Raw genomic sequence first — 18,289 nt, 5'->3', positions numbered from 1 at the left:
CGCTACGATTCGTCGGCCGCTTTACGACGATCCCCTTCGAGGAAATGCCCGAACGCAGCCAGCGGACGGATGCCGTCGCAGAGAATCTTGGTGATGGCGAGCATCGGTACGGCAAGGATGGCGCCGGGCACACCCCACATCCAGTCCCAGAACAGCAGCGCGATGATCACGATGACGGGATTCAGCGTAAAGCGTCGCGCCAGCAGCATGGGCGTGATGGTCTCGCCTTCGAGCACGTGGATCGCGCCGTAAAGCACCATGGGCATGAAGGCCTTCCACAACGGATCGAGGCTGAGCATGCCCACACCCAGGAAGGTAACAACGCCCACCAGCGGACCAAGAATCGGCACGTAATTCAGCAGGAACGCCACAGCCCCCCACAGGATGGGATCGGACAGTCCCAATGCCCACATCGCCAGGCCCGTGGCGATGCCGACGAGCAGGTTCATCATGGTGATGGTGACCAGGTACGACGACACGTCGCTCTCCACCTGCCAGGCAATGTCGATCACCTGACGCTTGTCCCGGAACCGGGGCATCACCTCGACCAGCCGGCGCAGGAAGGTATCGCCGGAGTTGAGCAGGAAAAAGAGCACGAGGAACATCGTCAGGAATTCAGACGCGAAGGTCTGGACCCCACTCAGGATAGCGCCCTGGAAATCGATGCCAGCGGCCGCCGGATGACCCGCCGTGCCCTCGTCGGATGCCCCGATCATGCCCTTGGCATGCGCCAGCATCCCCTTCAGGCTGTCCAGCGGGGCACTGATGACCTTCACGCGCTCCTGCAGGCGAGGCAGGCCCTCGGGGAGCCGTTGCGCCCAGCTCTGCGCCGGACCGCTCAGCATGCCTCCCAGCCCGGCCAGCAGGCCCCACAGCGCCACGATCAGCAGCAAGGCCGCCACCGGCCGCGGAACCCGTACCCTGGCAAGCAACCGCATCAGGGGCTGGAGGAGCAGTTTCAGGATGAAGGCCAGGACGACCGGGAGGATCACCTCCCGGGCAACATAGGCACAGCCCAGCACCGCAATGACGGTCAGTATGCCCAGGAAGACCGTCTTGGGATCGTTGGGCAACGGCATCTCTTCCGCTTCCACCTCCGCCACTGGCTGGGGCGGCACATCGATCTCCGGCGGCGGAGCGGCGTCATTCGTCACGTTACATTCTCCCTGTGGAAACTGGTGCAGGGGCGAATGTCGCTGGTTGCGCGTGAGACTTTTGTCTCCGGGGGAGACGCTGACCCCAGCGTCGCTTACCGGGGCGAGGCGTGCTTCATACCATGCGGCTGGCGATGCAGCCTCAGCGAACCCGATACGATCGACCGACCCGAAGTGTTCCCCGGCCTTGCCGTACTGACCAGAAGCGCCGTATAGGGAACATCCAGCGCCCGGGAAACACCGATGATCTCGGACAGTCTTGGGCACCCTCCCGCCTCTTCGATTTCGTATAGGCGCCCCACCGAAAGTCCGGTCCGCCTGGACAGCTCATCCAGTGTGATGTTCTGGTTGCTGCATTCGCGACGGATATTCATGCCGATATGGGACGGATGCGCCATTTCTCTGCTCCACGAAACGCCTGGTGAAATCAGCCTGCCCACTCATTATGAGAAGGCAGGCAAGCGTTTGGAGTAACGGGAAATCGTCATCCCATATAAATCCCGTAAAACCGCATCGTTGCGCGAATGCCTCCGCGCCCCACCCGCGGCTTAACACACTAGGGCAGCGGATTGCCGCCCGTCACGCCATAGGTCTCGCCGGTGACGAAGCTGGACTCGTTCGAGGCCAGCAGGACATACAGCGGGGCACACTCCACGGGCTGTCCCGGTCGTTTCATGGGGACGCTGGCGCCGAAGTTCTTGATCTTCTCCATAGGCTGGCCGCCCGACGGCTGGAGTGCCGTCCAGATCGGGCCCGGTGCCACGGCGTTCACCCGGATGCCCTTTTCGGCTACCTGTTTCGCCAGCGATTTCGTAAACGCCACGATGGCGGCTTTCGTTGAGGCGTAGTCGAGCAGGATGTCCGAAGGCTGATATGCCTGGATGGAAGCGGTATTGACGATGGTGCCTCCCCTGGGAAGCAAGGCCATGGCGGCCTTGCAAATCCAGAATAGGCCATAGACGTTGGCCTTGAAGGTCTCGTCGAACTGCGCAGTGGTCAGGTCTTCGATGCCTGCCTGGTGAGTCTGGCGACCTGCCACGTTGATGACGATATCCAGGCCGCCCATCGCTTCAGCGGCACGGCCGACCAGGGATTTGCAGAATGCCTCGTCTTTCAGGTCACCGGGGATGGCTTTTCCGACAACGCCTTCCGCCTCGACAAGGGTCACGACTTCTCTCGCATCCGCTTCTTCCTCGGGCAGATGATTGATGACGACGTGAGCCCCTTCCCGCGCGAAAGCGATGGCCACAGCACGCCCGATGCCACTATCGCCGCCCGTGACAAGAGCGCGGCGTCCTTGCAGCCTGCCGCTGCCTTTGTACGAGCGTTCTCCATGGTCGGCGGGCGGATCGAGCTTTGCGGCAAGCCCTGGAGCAGATTGCTTCGGTGTATGAAACGGCGGCCCTGGGAACCGGGTGGTCGGATCGATCAGGATGGGGGCGTTCGACATGCGAGGGTTTCCGGTACTTGAGTGAGCCTCCAAAGGTCGGGCCGCCGGTGGCATTGCGACGTCCTTCTCCAGTGAAAGCCGGTACACAAGAATGAAGAGCATCCATAAGGCTCGGCGCAAGATCCCCCTCATGCGCAAGAAAATGCGTCATGGTATGGATGCTGAACATACCCAGCCTCATCCATGAAAACTCAGGTGGCGTTAACTTCCAGGGGAATAGCTTGTACCTCAGGTCGCCGCGAGGCGACGTTCCCACCGCCATGGCTCTGAGTTCCCCTGCTCGCTTGCCTGGCTTGGATGGAGTTCCCCAAGGCCCGCAGACTCCCCTCTGCGGGTTTTTTATTGCGCGCCGTCTCCCCCGCCATCGCCACGGGGATACGTAGCCCTGGATTTCACCGACTGGCCGGTATGAAAGGCCACGATCATGGCGAACCGGCCCCGTCCGTGATCGTCTGCCGAGTAAACATTCACACACCCGATCTTCACCAGGAAGAAGTTGCCATGCAGCTTGTCCAATCCCTGACGGTGGCTTCCGTCATCATTCTGCTAGTCGCTTGCAGGTCAAAGGAAATCCACCTCTACGACAAGGAAGGATATGGCCCCAATACCGCCGAGATCTCGATCAAGGGAGACAAAGGCATGGCGTACTGGCGGTGGGGGCAGAAGACCTTCGCCATGCCGGTCACCCTTGTGCACGACGGCGTCATCCATTCGCCGGTTCCGGGCGGCCTGCTGGAGTTGAAGATGGCTGACGGCACGCTGCTGTCGTTTACCGGCACGCAGGGGCAACTGGTCTGTTTCAAGGGGTGCGCCAAGGCATACCTGCCTCGCGTATGGCTATCCCGAGGGGAGGATTGACCCCGGACGCCGCTGCCGACGACCAGCTGCCGCCCAGTGCCCGGAAGAGATCCACCTGACTATCGGCGACACGGGCATCAGCGCTAGCGAGATCGGCTTCGGAATCTGCAAACGTCCGTTCGGCATCCAGCAGCGAGAGATTGTCGATCTGCCCTTCCCGCTGCCGTGCCCGGACGATGTTGACCGCTCGCTCGGCCTCATGCCGTGCTGAAGCGAGTGCCTGACGACGTTCAAGGACGCGCGCATAGTTCGACAATGCCGTCTCCGTTTCTCCGAGGGCCTGGAGCACCGTGCCGTCGAATCGTGCCAGCGCTTCCCGCGTGTCGGCCTTCGAGCGGTCGATTTGCGCGCGAACGTGCCCCTGGTTGGGAAACGACCATGAAATCAGCGGGCCAAGCATCCAGCGCAAGGGCCCCTGCCCGAAGTAGTCACCGAAACCGTAAGCAGTCGAACCGACGGAAGCACCCAGCGATACCTTGGGGTACAGGTCGCCCGCGGCAACACCGATGTTTGCCGTTGCAGCCGCCAGACGTCGCTCGGCCGCTTTCACGTCGGGGCGGCGACCGAGCAGCTGCATGCCGTCACCCGTCGGGATCGGCTCGTCCATGCGTGGTGCCGTGGCCCGGGCAGCCGCCTCCGCCGGCAGATCCTTCGGTGCCCTGCCGGTCAGGACAGCAAGACGGAACAGAGCCGCCTGGCGCTCGGCGGCAATGATCGGGATATCGGCGTTGCGCTGCTCCCGGAGTGCGGCGATGCGGGTGACATCCAGGACGCCGGCCAGGCCTGCCTCCTGCCGTGCCCTGGTCACGCCCAGGGTGCGGTCGAGCAAGGCGACGATATGTCGTGCCACGTCCAGGCGCCGGGCAGCGCTGGCAGCATCCACATAGGCCTTTGTCGTGTCGGCCACGATCGTTACCCGTACGGCATCGACGTCCGCCTCGGCGGCACCGTAGTTCCCACGCGCAGCCACCACCTGCCGACGTATCCGACCAAAAAGATCCACCTCATAGGCGACGCTGAGCCCCGCATCGACATAGGTATTGTCCCGCGCATAGCCCGGCAACATCTGCACTGCCGGGAGCTGCTGGCGGTTGGCGCTGACATCGATATCCGTGGACGGCCACCATTGAGCCCTGGCCTCGCGCAGATCAGCCCTTGCGCGATCAAGACGAGCAAGAGCAACGCGGATATCCGTGTTGGCGCGCAGCGCGTCGTCGATGAGGCGGTCGAGCACCGGATCGTTGTAAAGCTTCCACCAATAATCGTTCGCGGGCGCATCCGCCGACACGGTAGCGCTGGTCATCAGGAACGGGCCTTGCGCAGACGACGGAACATCGGGAGATTTGTAATCCGGACCGACCGCACAAGCCGACAGGGCCAACGTGATAGTCGACAGGGTAAAGATACGAATCCGCATGGGTCTCAGTCCGAAGTCAGAAGCGTGGATGCCGGCGTCCGGCCAAGGCGGCGGCGTTCCAGACGCAGGGCCAGGGCGCGGCAGACCACGTAAAACGTAGGCGTGTAGAGCAGGCCGAAGCCGGTAACACCAAGCATGCCGAAGAACACCGCGGTACCCAGAGTCTGACGCAGCTCGGCGCCGGCGCCCGTGGCTACAAGCAGCGGCACGGCACCCAGGATGAACGCAAGACTCGTCATGAGAATCGGCCGAAGGCGCATCTGCGCGGCACGGGCAGCGGCCATCCCGGGACTCAATCCGTCCTGCTCCTCCGCCTGCCGGGCAAATTCGATGACCAGGATGGCGTTCTTGGCGGCCAGTGCAATCAACACGACGAGGCCGATCTGGGTCAGGACGTTGTTGTCCATCCCGCGGATATTGACGCCAATCATGGCCGCGAACAGGCACATCGGCACGATGAGGATGATCGATAGCGGCAGCGTCAGGCTTTCGTATTGCGCCGCAAGTACAAGGAAGACGAAAACCACTGCAAGCAGGAATACCAGGCCCGCGGTATTGCCCACCGTCTTCTGCTGATAGGCGATGCCGGTCCACTCAAAGCCATAGCGCGGACCGAGTACTTGCGTGGCGAGCGCTTCCATCGTGGCCATCGAATAACCCGTTGAATAGCCGGGAGCCGTATCGCCATCCACCTCGACGGCGGGGAACAGGTTGTAGCGAACGACACGATACGGCCCCGTTTCATCCTTGAGCGTCGCCACGGCACCGATGGGCACCATGGCTCCACCGTCCGAGCGTGTCTTCAGGTTGACGATATCGGCACGGCTGCGCCTGAAGGCCTGGTCAGCCTGCGCGGTGACATGGAACGTGCGTCCGAGCAGGTTGAAGTCGTTGATATAGGCCGAGCCAAGGTAGACCTGCAGCGTTTCGAACACACGCTCCGGAGGTACGCCGAGCATGTCGGCCTTGCGGCGATCAATATCCGCGAAGATGCGCGGCGTGAGTGTATTGAAGAAGGTAAAGACCTGCGCCAGACCCTGGGTGCCATTGGCTTTCTCGATGAGCTTGCCGGCTTTCTGGCCGAGTGCGTGGTAGTCGCTCCCTCCCCTGTCCTGCACCATCATGCGGTACCCGCCTGCGGAGCCGATGCCGTCGATAAGCGGTGGCGGAATCACCAGGACCCGTGCGTCTGTGATGCCTGCCGTCTTCTGCCGGGCCTCGGCAAGGATGTCGCTGGCGTGACGGGAGCGTTCGGCGAAGGGCTTGAGTGGTATGAACGCCGTTGCGGCATTGGGCGCGTTGGTGTTGGAGGCGGCATCCCAGCCCGGCAGCATGATGGTGCCGCGTACCCCCTCGATGCCCAGCACACGCCGGGAGACCTCCTGGACGACCGCATCTGTCCGCGCCAGCGAAGCACCCGGCGGCAACTGTATGATGGTAATCAGGTAGCTCTGGTCCTGGGCAGGAATGAAGCCCGAAGGCGTCACGTAGAACAACCCCAGGGTTGCGGCAATCAGCGCGGCATAGGACACCATGACGGCCCTGGGCCTCGCGACCATCCGGGTGGTGAGCCTGCCATACGCCGCGGCAAAGCTATCGAAGCGGCTGTTGAACGAATCACCTGCGCGATGGAGCGCGGCAACGACGGGATGGCTGGCTGCCTTTTCGGCATGCGGACGAAGGAGCAGTGCTGCCAGTGCGGGTGAAAGCGTGAGTGAAAGTACGAGCGAGATGACCGTGGCGCCGGAAATCGTCAACGCAAACTGCCTGTAGAAGGCACCCGAGAGGCCCTCAAGGAAGAACGTGGGAATGAAGACCGCACAGAGCACCAGCACGATGGCTACCAGTGCAGCCGACACTTCATCCATCGACTTGCGCGCCGCGTCCACGGGTGCAAGACCGAGGGCCAGGTTTCGCTCCACGTTCTCCACGACCACGATGGCGTCATCGACCACGATACCAATCGCCAGCACGAGGCCAAAAAGAGAAAGGCTGTTCAGGCTGTACCCGGCAATGGCCAGCAGAGCGAAGGTGCCGACCAGCGAGACCGGAATAGCCACGATGGGAATAACGGCCGCCCGCCAGTTCTGAAGAAAGACGAAAATCACGAGCACGACCAGGGCAGCGGCTTCGAACAAGGTGTGCATGACCGCCTCGGTCGACTGCTCGATGAACTTCGTCGAGTTCCACATGCTCTTGTATTCGAGGCCACGCGGAAATGTTTTCGTCAGCTCGTCCATCTCCCGCTCGACGGCCTTGCCGGTCTCCAATGCGTTGGAACCGGGTCGCTGAAAAATGCCGATCATCACGGACGGCTTGCCCGACAAATAGGCGTTGGTGCTGTAGTCGGCCGCGCCCAGCTCGACCCTCGCCACGTCCCGGACGCGCACCTGACGGCCTGCCGCGTCCGTACGGATAACGATATCCGCAAACTGCGACGGGTCCTTCAACCGCCCCAGGGTGCGCACGCTCAGCTGGAATGCGTTGGCATCCGAGACGGGCGGCTCACCAATGGCACCCGAGGCCACCTGGACGTTCTGCGCGCGAAGCGCTGCAACGATTTCTCCGGCCGTGAGATTGAGCGCTGCAGCGCGACCCGGGTCGATCCAGATTCGCATGGCGAACTCGCGACTGCCGAAGATCACCGCATCGCCGACGCCGTCGATGCGACTCAAGCGGTCGCGCACCTGCGTCAGCGCATAGTTCGAGATGTAACTCTGGTCGAACGTACCGTCGGGAGAAACGAGATTGACGGCCATCAGCGCACTGGGCGCCGTCTTGCGGGTAGTCACGCCCAGGCGCTGCACTTCCTCGGGCAGTCGCGGCGTGGCGGATGCGACCCGGTTCTGGACGAGCATCTGTGCCGCATCCAGTTTCGTGCCGATCCTGAAAGTGACGGTAATGGCTACCTTGCCATCGCCTGTTGACTGGCTCGACATGTAGAGCATGTTGTCGACACCATTGATCTCCTGTTCGATGGGCGCAGCGACCGTTTCGGCCACCGTCTCGGCCGTGGCACCCGGGAAATGGGCGGAAACGACGACTTGCGGAGGAATGACGTCGGGGTACTGCGACACAGGCAGCCGGAAGTAGGAAATGGCACCGATGATGGTGATGATGACGGCCAGCACACCGGCAAAAATCGGCCGCGTGATGAAGAATCGTGATAGACGCATGGCTATGATCCCTGGGATGTCAGGCGATGCGGGGACGTTTGCGGGACGAGGGTCGCCTCACTAGCCGCAAGGGGTGCCGCCACGCCGGGGGGTGTCGCTACGGGTGAGATGGTCACGGGCTTGCCTTCAACCTTCGAGCCCGGCGTTGCGTACTGCACTCCGCTGACCACGACCGATTCGTTGCCTGACAACCCCGATTCGACGACACGAAGTCCTTCAACCAGCGGACCGGTCTGCACGCGCTGCGCCTTGACTGTGCCATCGGTGGTCACGACCAGGACAAGCTTGTCGGCCTGATCGGTCTGGATGGCTTCATCCGGCACAAGCAACGCGGACGCCGCACCACGATCCGCCAGGCGCATGTTTCCGAACATGCCCGGCGTCAGGAAGTACGCAGGGTTATCGATGACGGCACGCATGCGAACCGTTCCCGCGCGGGGATCGAGTCCGTTATCGATGAAATCCACCCGGCCATGCCAGCGATAGTCGGCTTCATCCTGCAACCGGACGTCGGCTACCGCCTCACTCTTCCCTGCATTTTCCGCACGCCGGGATTTCAGGAACATCGCCTCCGATGCATCGAACACGAAGTAGATCGGGTCGAGTGCATTGACCGTCGTCAGCAGCGTGCCGTTGCGACCGTCGCCGGTGGCCACGAGGTTGCCGGGGTCGACACGCCTGTCCGATACACGACCGTCGATGGGAGAACGGACCTCAGTGAATTCAAGGTCCAGCGATCGGCCCTGCACCCGGGCCGTCGCACTCGTGACCGCCGCCGTCGCTGCACCCACGCGCGCTTTCAGGCGATCCATTTCACCCTGAGCCATGGCGTCATCGCCGACCAGATGCTCGGAGCGGGTGAGGTCGGCGCGGGCCAGCACCAGGTCGCTTTGCGCCGAAGCGAGGTTGCCCCGGGCTTCGGCAAGTGCTGCCTCGAAGGGGCGCTTGTCGAGCGTAAAAAGCAGATCCCCCTTGTGCACCAGCGCACCATCCGTGAAATGGACCGCGGCCACCTGACCCGAGACGCGAGGCCGGATATCGACCGTGCGGCTTGGCTCGAAGCGTCCAACGTAGTCGTCCCATTGGGTAATTTCGCGATGTAGCGGCTTGGCCACGGATACCGTGGGCAGCGGCGCTACCGATGCGGCAGATGTTTTCGTAGCGGGCACGACGACGATGCCAATGCCCGCCAGAACAGCGATGCACAGAAGTGACGCCACGGAGCGCCACCGCATGTTCGATGCACTATTCGGGACGGTTGATTTTTCAGACGGCTTGCTCATGCGGTCATGCCCCGCAGGCCAGGCAACATCATGTGTTTCATGGGAGGTTTGTCTCGTATGCCGATCAAGGCCCGGATTCTCGTCAACGCCAGCTCATGACGAAAGGACGAACTTCCCTCGTTTTTGCCCATGCATCGCGCATATCAATGCGCAGCATCGATCACACGAAGACATGTCGTGTGAGTGCGCTCCCGCTTGAAGATGTGAAGACGTACCGAGAGACACAGAATCCTGCATCTCTCACCACATGATGTGGTTTCTGCTAGACGTGCTGCCCGCCATTGACGTGTATCTCGGCGCCGTTGACGTATCTTGAGTCACCCCAGCACAGCAGAAGAAGCCGTAGGGGAATCCGGCGTCAGGCGTGTTGTTCTTCGGGCATGCCCTTGGCGACACGGCGCATGGCCTGTGGCGACATGCCATGAATCTTGACGAAGGCCCGGCGCATCCGCTCCGGGTCATGGAAACCGACCGCCGCAGCAATCCGCTCCACGGGCTCCGCGCCATCGCGCAACCGGGAGCGGGCCGCCTCGACGCGCAAGCGCTCGACGGCCTTTGCCGGGGTCTCGCCCGTCTCCTGGCGAAACGCACGACCAAACTGTCGCACGCTCAGATTCGCAGCCTCGGCCAGGCGCTCGATGGGAAGGGGTTGGTTGAGGTGCTCCCGCGCAAAGGTGAGCGCGCGACGAATCCGGTCCGATGCCGGCTCCATCTGTGACATCTCGGAAAACTGCGACTGCCCACCGGAACGACGGTGATAGACCACGAGACTTTGCGAGACCAAGCGTGCGATCTCCGGACCCTGGTCGGCTTCGATAAGCGCCAGGGCGAGATCGATACCCGCCGTGACGCCCGCAGAACTCCAGATGGGTCCGTCGGACACGAAGATGGCATCGACCTCTGTTCGCACCGACGGGTAGCGTTGCTGGAATTGCAGGGCCTTCTTCCAGTGGGTGGTGGCACGCCGGCCGTCGAGCAGGCCGGTTTCTGCAAGCAGGAACGCACCCGTGCACACGCTGGCGACGCGGCTGGCGTGCGCGGCATGCGCTTTCGCCGCATTGACCACCTCCGGCGCGATCATGGGTTCGATCTGGCCGCCGACAAATACGACAGTGTCGGCATAGAAGCTGCCGTGGGCCATGGTGGGGAGCGACACTCCTGCACTACTGGTCACCGCCCCACCCTCTGCCGACGTGATGGCGAGTTCATAGAGCGGCTGCTCCGCCACCGCCGACGCAGCCTCGAACGCTCCCATGGGGCCGGCCAGATCGAGCAGCCAGAAACCGGGGGATACGAAAAACGCGATTCGGTTCATGCGTCCCTTTATAAGGGAGTTCCTCAATTCACGCCATGCGGCCTTTTGTCCATCAGCCGACCGGCCGAGGGACTGAACCCGAGTGCAGGGCCATGCGGCGGATGCTTTGCGGCGGATGACCGGTGACCCGGATGAACGCGCGGCGCATGCGCTCCGGATCGATGAAGCCGACGTTTGTCGCGATACGTTCGATGGGCTCATGACCCGCCTCTACGAGCGGGGTGGCCGCTTCCACGCGCAAACGCTCAACCGCCTTGGCCGGCGTGTAGCCGGTCTCGGCGAAGAATGCCCGGGAGAACTGCCGAGGGCTCAGTCTTGCCATGCCTGCAAGACGTCCGGTCGAAAGGTCTTCTGCGAGATGGGTTGACATATAGTCCATCACCCCACGCATCCGATCGGTGACGGGCTCCCGTTCGTTCGACGAGACAAACGGTGCCTGACCACCCGGTCGGTAATGGGAAAACACCATCTGACGCGATGTCTCCCTCGCGACATCCACGCCAAGATCGTCGCTTATCAGTGCAAGTGACAGGTCGATACCCGCGGTAACGCCTGCAGACGTCCATACACCCCGGTCGTTGATATACATCTCGTCGCTATGCACCCGCAAAGCCGGGAAACGGCGCTGGAGCAGGAGCGCGTAGCGCCAGTGTGTCGTTGCACGGCGACCATCGAGCAGGCCAGACTCGGCCAGGATAAAAGCACCCGTACAGACGCTGGCCATACGCGTCTTGCCGATAGCGGCAAGGCGCGCCAGATGCGCCGCGAGCACGGGATGACCCGATGGCTCGTTCGACACATCCCCGCCCGTAACCACCACGGTATCGAAGCGCTGGCTATTGAACGGCGTGGTCAACACCACAAGCCCGGAACTGCTTGCCACGGGGCCGCCTGACTGCGACACCACATGGCAGCGATATGGCGCACTATCTACCAGATTGCCGGCACATTCGAATACGGCGAGCGGACCGCCGAGATCCTGGATCTGGAACCCGGGGAAGACCACGAAAGCGACATCGTGGCTGCGCACTGCGCTCATCCCACGTAGCGGCTTGTGCGCGAAGTGCTTCGTACCCAGTGCAGCGTCATCACCGTGGCGAGAACAAGCAAGGGAAGCATGCAGACGTTAAGCGCCACCCAGCCAAAGCGCTCCAGCACAGGCCCCGCAGCCAGTGTTGCGGCGGCAGTGGTGGCATAGCGCAGCAACTCCGCGGCCCCCTGCACTTTCGTGCGTTCCGCAGGCCGGTAGGACGATGCAAGCAACGCCGTGCCACCGACAAACATGAAATTCCAGCCGATACCCAGGCACAGAAGCGCCGCGTGATAGGCGATCAATGTACCCGACGCGAGTGCAACCAGCGGGCAAAGCGCACTCAGCACGATGCCCGCAAACAGCACCCATGGAAGACCCAGGCGATCAATCAGGCGACCCGCGAACAGCGACGGCGCATACATGCCCACGAGATGCCACTGGATGACGGAGGCTCCGTCGTCCACCGAATAATGGGCTTCCATCGCGGCAAGCGGGGCCGCTGTCATGATGAACATCATGACGACGCCGCCGATGGCGTTATTGGCGAGGGCCGCAAGCGAGATCGGCGTGGTGAGGATGGCAGGCAACGTGCGCACATCCTCCACACCGACGACAACAGGCCCCGCATCATCGGGCTGGTCGCGATAGGCGATCAGGAACAGGACGACAGACGCGGTGCCCAGCAAGGCCACGGCGAGGTAGGAACCCGCAAAAACCGTCGACAGCCAGTTCCGGCTCCAGGCAGCGAGCAAAGGACCAAGCACCGCGGCCAGCACGCCGCCGGCAAGCACGGTGGAAATGGCCCGCGCCTTGGCACCTGCGCCCACCGAGTCGGCAGCCGCCAGCCGGTAGTACTGGGCGAAGGCCTGGAACGCACCCACGGCGGCCGTACCGAGACAGAACAACCAGAAGTCGCCATGAATAACCGACCAGACGCTGACGCAACCACCCACCGCGCAGGTCGCCGCCCCGGTGATGAAGGCACGACGGCGCCCGATGCGACGCATGAGTTGCGCGGCGAACCATGTTGCCAGTGCGCCGGCTACCGTGATGGTGGCGAAGGGAAGCGTGGCGAGGGCTTTATAGGGCGCCAACTGGTAGCCCGTGATGCCGGTAAGAGTAAGATCGACCGCCAATGCCGCAGTGAAAAAGGCCTGTGCGATGGCCAATACCACGGTTTGCGTCGAGGGCACTAAATCCGGTGTCGCTGTACGCGGGGCGGCTTCGCGCAGCGGGGATGTTGTCATGGAACGGCTTCGTCGGGCTCAGGGAGATGGGCGGCATTGTCGCTTCGGGCAATGCAACGACGAAAGGACGTGGTTCCCTTGTTTCAGGACAGCGGCGTGGGGATCGCGGGACTATCATGCCTGCAGGCAGGCGAGCCCGGTTAACGTGTGGCTACGTTACGAGTGGCTCATCCAACGGCCAGTTTATGCATATTCGGCAGGTCGCCACGCCAGATTCCGCAAACACCCAACTTATGGTTGTTTTCGTGGCATGATTTCCTGATGGGGTGAAGGATCAGCAAGGACTACCATCGCAACACGACCTAGGGGACGGGAGTGAAGGGAAGCGCAGGACATCGGTTCAGCACTCACGTGCACTGGAGCATTTGGGGACAACACATGGCGATCGCGGCAGCCTACGGCGCCGCCTATGAGATCGCACGCCATCTTTCTTTTCCCCAGTGGATGATTACCGCGGGCCTACGCCTTGCCTGCCTGTTCCTTTTGCCTTTGCGCTACTGGCCCGCGCTGGCGCTTGGCGAAGGAATCCCGCTTCTGGAAACCTCATTGCTTTGCGTTTCGGATCTGGGCATTCCATGGGCCATTTCCGAATCGGTTCCCATGGTGGTTCTGTGGATGGCCCTGATGAAGCCGCTACGACAGCGATGGGCGCTACATGATGCCAACGGCCGCGTTTGCATGCCGCTCATGCTCGGCGCCGCGCTGGGCGTGGCAGCCATCACCGCAGTTGCAACGCTCCTTACCGCGCTTGCGTCCATTTTGAGTTCACCCACAGGCGAATGGCCCGATCCGAATACGGCGTGGCCGGGATATCTGCTCGCATACACACTTGGCGCCTATCTCGGGGCCCTGACCCTTACACCAGCCATCCTTGCGCTCCATGAACGCTATCGGGATCTCGGGGGCGAAGCGGTGAGCGGCATGCGAATCTGGCGCAGTGCGCTCTTCCGCGACCTTCTATGGTGGGCCATACCTGCAATGGCTTTCATGACGTGGCTCGCGCTGCATGCTCATGAGCCCGGGCTCCGCCAGACGTGTCGCCTGCTGTTGATGGTTCCCATGCTTGGCGTTGCCTGGCGACATGGGTGGCACGGAACGGCCCTGGGCGGCATGGCTGCGAGCATTGCACTCGCGCTTACCGCGCCGACACTGCTCGTCGACCCTTCAACGCTTCAGGCCCAGGCGATCCTGGCCCTGATCATCTCAGGTGCGCTGCTGACCCGTGCACGCTCGGCATCTGCGCAGACTGCGCGTCGGATACTTAAATCATAATGATGGAGGATGGTTTATCACCCTCCTCCATCCAAATGCATCAATGAAGTCACTGCCCCTTTACTGAGCAGACCAGCGGATTGCAGGGCTCGACCATGAGTTGCATCGCTCCATTCGGCTGACCCGATACGTTGATGGAAACCTCACCATCCTGATAGACAGACTGCCCTCCCGACGGAGCCGAACCATCCTCACCCACGACGACGTTTCCGGCATCGAGTCCGATGGGCAGCGTCAGGACCTCTCCGGCAACGTAGGCTACTGCACCCCGTACCGCACCGTTGGAGTCATTGATCTGGATGAAGCGAATTCCATTGCGCTCAAACACATATGCATGAAAACTGCCATTTCTGCTGACGTCAGGGACATTCGGCCATGACTGCCCCAGACCGGTACCCGAGGACGTGGCGGCAGCGGCGGAAGCGGTTCCGGCCACGGCACATACGCTCAGCAGACCCAGGAAGGACACGAAACGAGAGCTACGCATACGACTGACTCCTTTCATAGGTATTGGAGGTGCGAGCGTAGCGGAGATGAGCCGTTCTTCGCCTGTGCTGACGGCAGGATTCCGGAGCACGCATATATCGAGCTATCCATGTGACCCGTCAAATGGTCCTTATTCTGCGAGGCTCGTGTCGGCATTCATCGCCATCACGAACCGCGCGACGAAGCCGGACGACTTGATCCCTTGGCCGAGATCTGTCCAAGGTAGCCGGTCACCGCCGCCTCTACGCGGCAACGCAATCCTGTTTCATCGACCTCCCCACGCTGACCCGCTCCATCAACCATGCCCTTGATGATCGACATGACGTCGGCGGCAGCCTCCGCCGGTTTTTCCACGCGTTCCTTCAGCTCTTGCAGACACCGAAGGATAAGGACCCTGGCTCCCTCGGCTGCCTGCGCCATGTCTTCCTGCATGGGCAGCCTTGCTTCTTCGTAGTCGAGAATCCTGCCCAGCGCAGGTCTCCGGAGCTGGTGATGCACGGCCACCCCGATCAAGGCCATCAGGGCCTCCGCGCCATGGGCATTCTCGACGGCACGACTTACGTCTTCCAGCAAGACGCCTGTCTCGCGATCTATCAGTGCCCGCGTAATGGCGTCCTTGGTCGGGAAGTATTGATACACCGATCCAATGCTTACCCCGGCCAGGGCGGCCACCGCGTTGGTCGAATAGGCCGATGGACCCGCCGACTCCAGAATGTGAGCTGCCGCATCCAGGATGGCCGTAACCGTGGCCAGGGAACGGGCCTGGACAGGCTTTTTGCGGGGGCGCGAAGGCGTGTGGCGGGAAGGCTTGTCCATAGGGAATGCGAGTAGAAAACCTAAGTGATGACTCACATTATAGAAGGGTCTTCAGTCCCCAGGAAATGTCCATGACTTACCCCTCGACAACCCTTGCCGCTACCTGCGCCGCTATCGAGGCCGCCGGCCAGATGCTGCTAAAGCGCTTCGATACAAGCGCCCGCCCTTCGACGATGGAAGCGCTGATGGAAGCGGCTTCCGCCAATGAACAGGCTGTCGGCAAGACGCTTGAAGCCGCCCTGCTCGCAGCCGTTCCCGGAAGCATCCTGCTGGACGATGAAGAGCCCCTGCCCTCTGAGGATGGCGGTCATGGCTGGGTCGTGGACACCGTGGAAGGCAACGTCAACCACGTCCACGGACGCGAAGGCTGGGCGGTTACCGCATGCCTGCTGGAGGGGCGCAGGCCCGTACTGGCGGCCATCTATGTGCCCTTGTCGGGAGCACTGTTCACCGCAGAAGCCGGCCATGGCGCCACAGAGCGGCAGCAGACCCTGCATGTGTCTGGCAAGAGCGAGTTGCGCGCGTCGATTGTCGCCACCGCCCAGGCAAAACCTTTCCAGGATGCGTCCGTCCACCAGGCGATGTCGCGGATGTTTCAGCGCATGCTCGACAGAGCCCTTCTCGTACGCACGTCCGTGCCATCCACCATGGAACTACTGGATCTGGCTGCAGGACGAATCGACGCGTTCTGGCAGCATGCCGGCGTTGGATCGGGACTGGCGGCAGGTGCGCTCCTGGTACGCGAGGCAGGTGGCATCGTTACCGACACCGCCGGCAATGACTGGCACCTTGGTTCGGAGGGCTTTGTTGCAAGCGGCCCGGCATTACATCCACACGTGCTGCATGGCCTCGGAGAGATGGCATGACTCGCTATGCCGTAGTCGGGGCAAGCAGCGGCACCGGCGAAGCGATCACCCAATTGCTGTCGGCCCGTGGGGATCACGTCATCGCGATATCCCGGCGCCCAGTGGCAGCCCGGGACAATGTCACCCCGGTGGCTGCCGATGTCCAGGACGCAGCTTCGCTTGAAAAGGCACTAGGCGATGGGATCGACACCGTATTCTTTACCGTCGACACGCATGGGTTTCGAAAGCCCAGGGCCGATATCCATAGCGTCATGGTCCGCGGCTGCATCCATGCGATGGAAGCCGCGATCAAGAAAGGCGCCCGGCGCTTCGTGCTCCTCTCCGTCATCGGTGCCGAGGATTTCTCGTGGATCTGGTGGCTACTCAACGCCGTAAAACCAGGCATGCAGGAGAACGTGCTTGAGCGCGAGGAGGCCCTCAAGCAATCCGGCATCCCTTACATCATTGTGCGCGCACCGAGGCTGGATGACGCAAAGCTGACCCATGGCAGCACGCTCAAGCCCAGCTCGCGCCAGCGACTGGGGATGAAGCCACACATTTCCCGTCAGGAACTGGCGTATCTCATGGTGCACGCAGCCGAGGCAGGGACTTTCTACGAGGGTGCCACCTGGGATGTTGCCTCAGAAAGAAACGCCTGATGCCCTGGCCAACATCCATGACGACGTGCCTTCCGTCACCGGGTGACGCGTATCAACCTCGAAAATCCCGACGATGAAGCGTGGCATCCGCCTTCAGCGACCTGCCTGCGACCTCCGTTCAGAGCTGGGACAATTTGTCCCGATGTATGGAAATTGTTTTTAGGTAGCATGGTTTAGAGGGTGAAGCATCACTCATGTATGGCAGGCCCTGGCGCTTCCCCCCCTTTCATCTACTTCGTCGTAACACTCGCCGGATGCCGGCGTCATTTCCTGGGTTGGTGCGATAAAGATTTAACTACGACGCCTTGGTAATAGTTAGAAATGGAGCTGCTGAAGCAGCGTCTTAGGGAAGGATCCTCATGATCGACAGTGACAAGCAATAGCCTGGAAATACACCATGTTGGATTGGATCCCCATAGCCTTTATCACCTTCAAGGTTCTCGTTTTCGGTACAGGCATGTTCCTGGCCATCAAGTGGCATTACGACCAGGGGAAGAAGGGACGGAAGATCGACAGGCGCGCATTACTACGCGTGGCTGGCAAGCTGGCTGTAGTGGCCGTCGTCTTCGCGGCATTGGCCGCGGGCCTGTTGTTCGCCACCTTTGCCGTTGGCAGGAATCTCGGTTTGACTTGAACTTCCCGCGATGGTGAAGCGTAGCTGTCGATACCCGCCAGGCACTCAGGTATTCAGGGTCAGACGCTGCATGGATACCTGTACCAGCGACTCGAACACGCGCGGATCCCCGAACCCTCGCGCGGCCAGCATGGCCCCATGTATCGAAGACATGAAAAACTTCGCTTCGATCAGAGGGCTGGCCTTCAGACGAAACTGTCCCTTGGCCACCCCGCGCTCCAGGATCGACGTGAGCCACGCCGTAAGATCCTCGAAGTGCCCCTGCACCTCCGAGACCACCTCGGCGGGAAGGCTCGGAATCTCCGCGGCCAGCATGGCGCAGATACAGAACGAAGACGTGCGATTCCTGATGCACGTGGACCAGTAGTCGGCATAAGCCTTCAACTCTGCCGCCGGGTCGGCGATCTGCCGATCCAGCAGGGCTAGCCCTTCGCGGGCTTCTGCCCGATACCGCGCTATCACCTCGCGTACCAGGTCCGCCTTGGCGGGGAAATGGTAGTGAATGCTGGCCTTGCTGATCTTCACGCTTGCGGATATGTCCGCATAGCTGAAGCCGTTATATCCGCCCGTCTCCAGCAGTGCGCGAGTGACCGACACGATTTCGGCGGCTTTCGGGGAAAGCTCTGCGTACATGGCCATACCAT

General features: G+C 61.9%; 17 protein-coding genes. 5 read left to right on the top strand and 12 right to left on the bottom strand.

Going from position 1 to position 18,289, the window contains the following annotated elements; genetic code table 11:
- Positions 1-2: 2 nt before the first annotated feature.
- The 3 genes from KR767_RS15500 to KR767_RS15490 all read right to left on the bottom strand — a co-directional run bounded on the left by KR767_RS15500 (position 3) and on the right by KR767_RS15490 (position 2,604).
- Positions 3-1,154 carry an AI-2E family transporter gene (locus KR767_RS15500; protein WP_250876894.1) on the bottom strand — a complete coding sequence of 384 codons (1,152 nt, stop codon included), beginning with the start codon at positions 1,152-1,154 and terminating at the stop codon, positions 3-5.
- Between the two features lie 95 nt (positions 1,155-1,249).
- The gene (locus KR767_RS15495; RefSeq protein ID WP_250876893.1) at positions 1,250-1,552 is read right to left on the bottom strand and encodes a helix-turn-helix domain-containing protein; all 303 of its coding nucleotides are present in this window, start codon (positions 1,550-1,552) and stop codon (positions 1,250-1,252) included.
- Between the two features lie 158 nt (positions 1,553-1,710).
- A complete protein-coding gene (locus tag KR767_RS15490; RefSeq protein ID WP_166948245.1) occupies positions 1,711-2,604 on the bottom strand; it encodes an SDR family oxidoreductase in 894 nt (297 codons plus the stop codon).
- A gap of 408 nt (positions 2,605-3,012) precedes the next feature.
- Here KR767_RS15490 and KR767_RS15485 point away from each other — a divergent pair, with 408 nt between their 5' ends.
- Positions 3,013-3,462, top strand: coding sequence for a hypothetical protein (locus KR767_RS15485; protein ID WP_166948247.1), 450 nt, complete (start codon positions 3,013-3,015; stop codon positions 3,460-3,462).
- Here KR767_RS15485 and KR767_RS15480 read toward each other — a convergent pair.
- The 6 genes from KR767_RS15480 to KR767_RS15455 form a co-directional block, all read right to left on the bottom strand.
- A complete protein-coding gene (locus KR767_RS15480) occupies positions 3,404-4,879 on the bottom strand; it encodes an efflux transporter outer membrane subunit (RefSeq protein WP_250876892.1) in 1,476 nt (491 codons plus the stop codon). The two genes, KR767_RS15485 and KR767_RS15480, sit on opposite strands and share 59 nt — an antisense overlap.
- Positions 4,880-4,884: 5 nt before the next feature.
- The gene (locus KR767_RS15475) at positions 4,885-8,055 is read right to left on the bottom strand and encodes an efflux RND transporter permease subunit (protein WP_250876891.1); all 3,171 of its coding nucleotides are present in this window, start codon (positions 8,053-8,055) and stop codon (positions 4,885-4,887) included.
- A gap of 2 nt (positions 8,056-8,057) precedes the next feature.
- Positions 8,058-9,275: an efflux RND transporter periplasmic adaptor subunit gene (locus KR767_RS15470; RefSeq protein ID WP_250876890.1), complete on the bottom strand. Its 1,218-nt coding sequence runs from the start codon at positions 9,273-9,275 to the stop codon at positions 8,058-8,060.
- Between the two features lie 421 nt (positions 9,276-9,696).
- Positions 9,697-10,653 carry a GlxA family transcriptional regulator gene (locus tag KR767_RS15465; protein WP_250876889.1) on the bottom strand — a complete coding sequence of 319 codons (957 nt, stop codon included), beginning with the start codon at positions 10,651-10,653 and terminating at the stop codon, positions 9,697-9,699.
- Between the two features lie 52 nt (positions 10,654-10,705).
- Positions 10,706-11,683 carry a GlxA family transcriptional regulator gene (locus tag KR767_RS15460; RefSeq protein ID WP_250876888.1) on the bottom strand — a complete coding sequence of 326 codons (978 nt, stop codon included), beginning with the start codon at positions 11,681-11,683 and terminating at the stop codon, positions 10,706-10,708.
- Between the two features lie 5 nt (positions 11,684-11,688).
- On the bottom strand, positions 11,689-12,933 hold the full coding sequence (locus KR767_RS15455) for an MFS transporter (protein WP_250876887.1): 1,245 nt from the start codon (positions 12,931-12,933) through the stop codon (positions 11,689-11,691).
- A gap of 378 nt (positions 12,934-13,311) precedes the next feature.
- Between KR767_RS15455 and KR767_RS15450 the strand changes: the two genes are divergently transcribed.
- Positions 13,312-14,205, top strand: coding sequence for an MASE1 domain-containing protein (locus tag KR767_RS15450; RefSeq protein ID WP_166948261.1), 894 nt, complete (start codon positions 13,312-13,314; stop codon positions 14,203-14,205).
- Between the two features lie 49 nt (positions 14,206-14,254).
- On the opposite strand, the gene KR767_RS15445 is transcribed toward KR767_RS15450, so the two are convergent.
- Together KR767_RS15445 and KR767_RS15440 are read right to left on the bottom strand one after the other, a co-directional pair.
- Positions 14,255-14,692 carry a hypothetical protein gene (locus KR767_RS15445; RefSeq protein ID WP_250876886.1) on the bottom strand — a complete coding sequence of 146 codons (438 nt, stop codon included), beginning with the start codon at positions 14,690-14,692 and terminating at the stop codon, positions 14,255-14,257.
- 164 nt (positions 14,693-14,856) lie between these two features.
- A complete protein-coding gene (locus KR767_RS15440; protein ID WP_166948265.1) occupies positions 14,857-15,507 on the bottom strand; it encodes a TetR/AcrR family transcriptional regulator in 651 nt (216 codons plus the stop codon).
- A 71-nt stretch (positions 15,508-15,578) separates the two neighbouring features.
- On the opposite strand from KR767_RS15440, the gene KR767_RS15435 reads away from it, so the two are divergent.
- From KR767_RS15435 to KR767_RS15425, 3 genes are all read left to right on the top strand, one after another.
- Positions 15,579-16,373, top strand: coding sequence for an inositol monophosphatase family protein (locus KR767_RS15435; RefSeq protein ID WP_166948267.1), 795 nt, complete (start codon positions 15,579-15,581; stop codon positions 16,371-16,373).
- On the top strand, positions 16,370-17,011 hold the full coding sequence (locus KR767_RS15430; protein WP_250876885.1) for an NAD(P)H-binding protein: 642 nt from the start codon (positions 16,370-16,372) through the stop codon (positions 17,009-17,011). Before KR767_RS15435 ends, KR767_RS15430 begins: the two co-directional genes overlap by 4 nt.
- 397 nt (positions 17,012-17,408) lie before the next feature.
- The gene (locus tag KR767_RS15425; RefSeq protein WP_250876884.1) at positions 17,409-17,645 is read left to right on the top strand and encodes a hypothetical protein; all 237 of its coding nucleotides are present in this window, start codon (positions 17,409-17,411) and stop codon (positions 17,643-17,645) included.
- Positions 17,646-17,690: 45 nt separating this feature from the next.
- Here the strand turns inward: KR767_RS15425 and KR767_RS15420 are convergent, their stop codons facing one another.
- Positions 17,691-18,278, bottom strand: a complete 588-nt coding sequence (locus KR767_RS15420; protein ID WP_250876883.1) for a TetR/AcrR family transcriptional regulator — start codon at positions 18,276-18,278, stop codon at positions 17,691-17,693.
- Between the last annotated feature and the right edge of the window lie 11 nt (positions 18,279-18,289).

This window comes from Luteibacter anthropi (assembly GCF_023699965.1).
Taxonomy (GTDB): domain Bacteria; phylum Pseudomonadota; class Gammaproteobacteria; order Xanthomonadales; family Rhodanobacteraceae; genus Luteibacter; species Luteibacter anthropi.
Note: the sequence above shows the minus strand (reverse complement) of the source record. Positions and strands in the feature narration are given on the sequence as shown.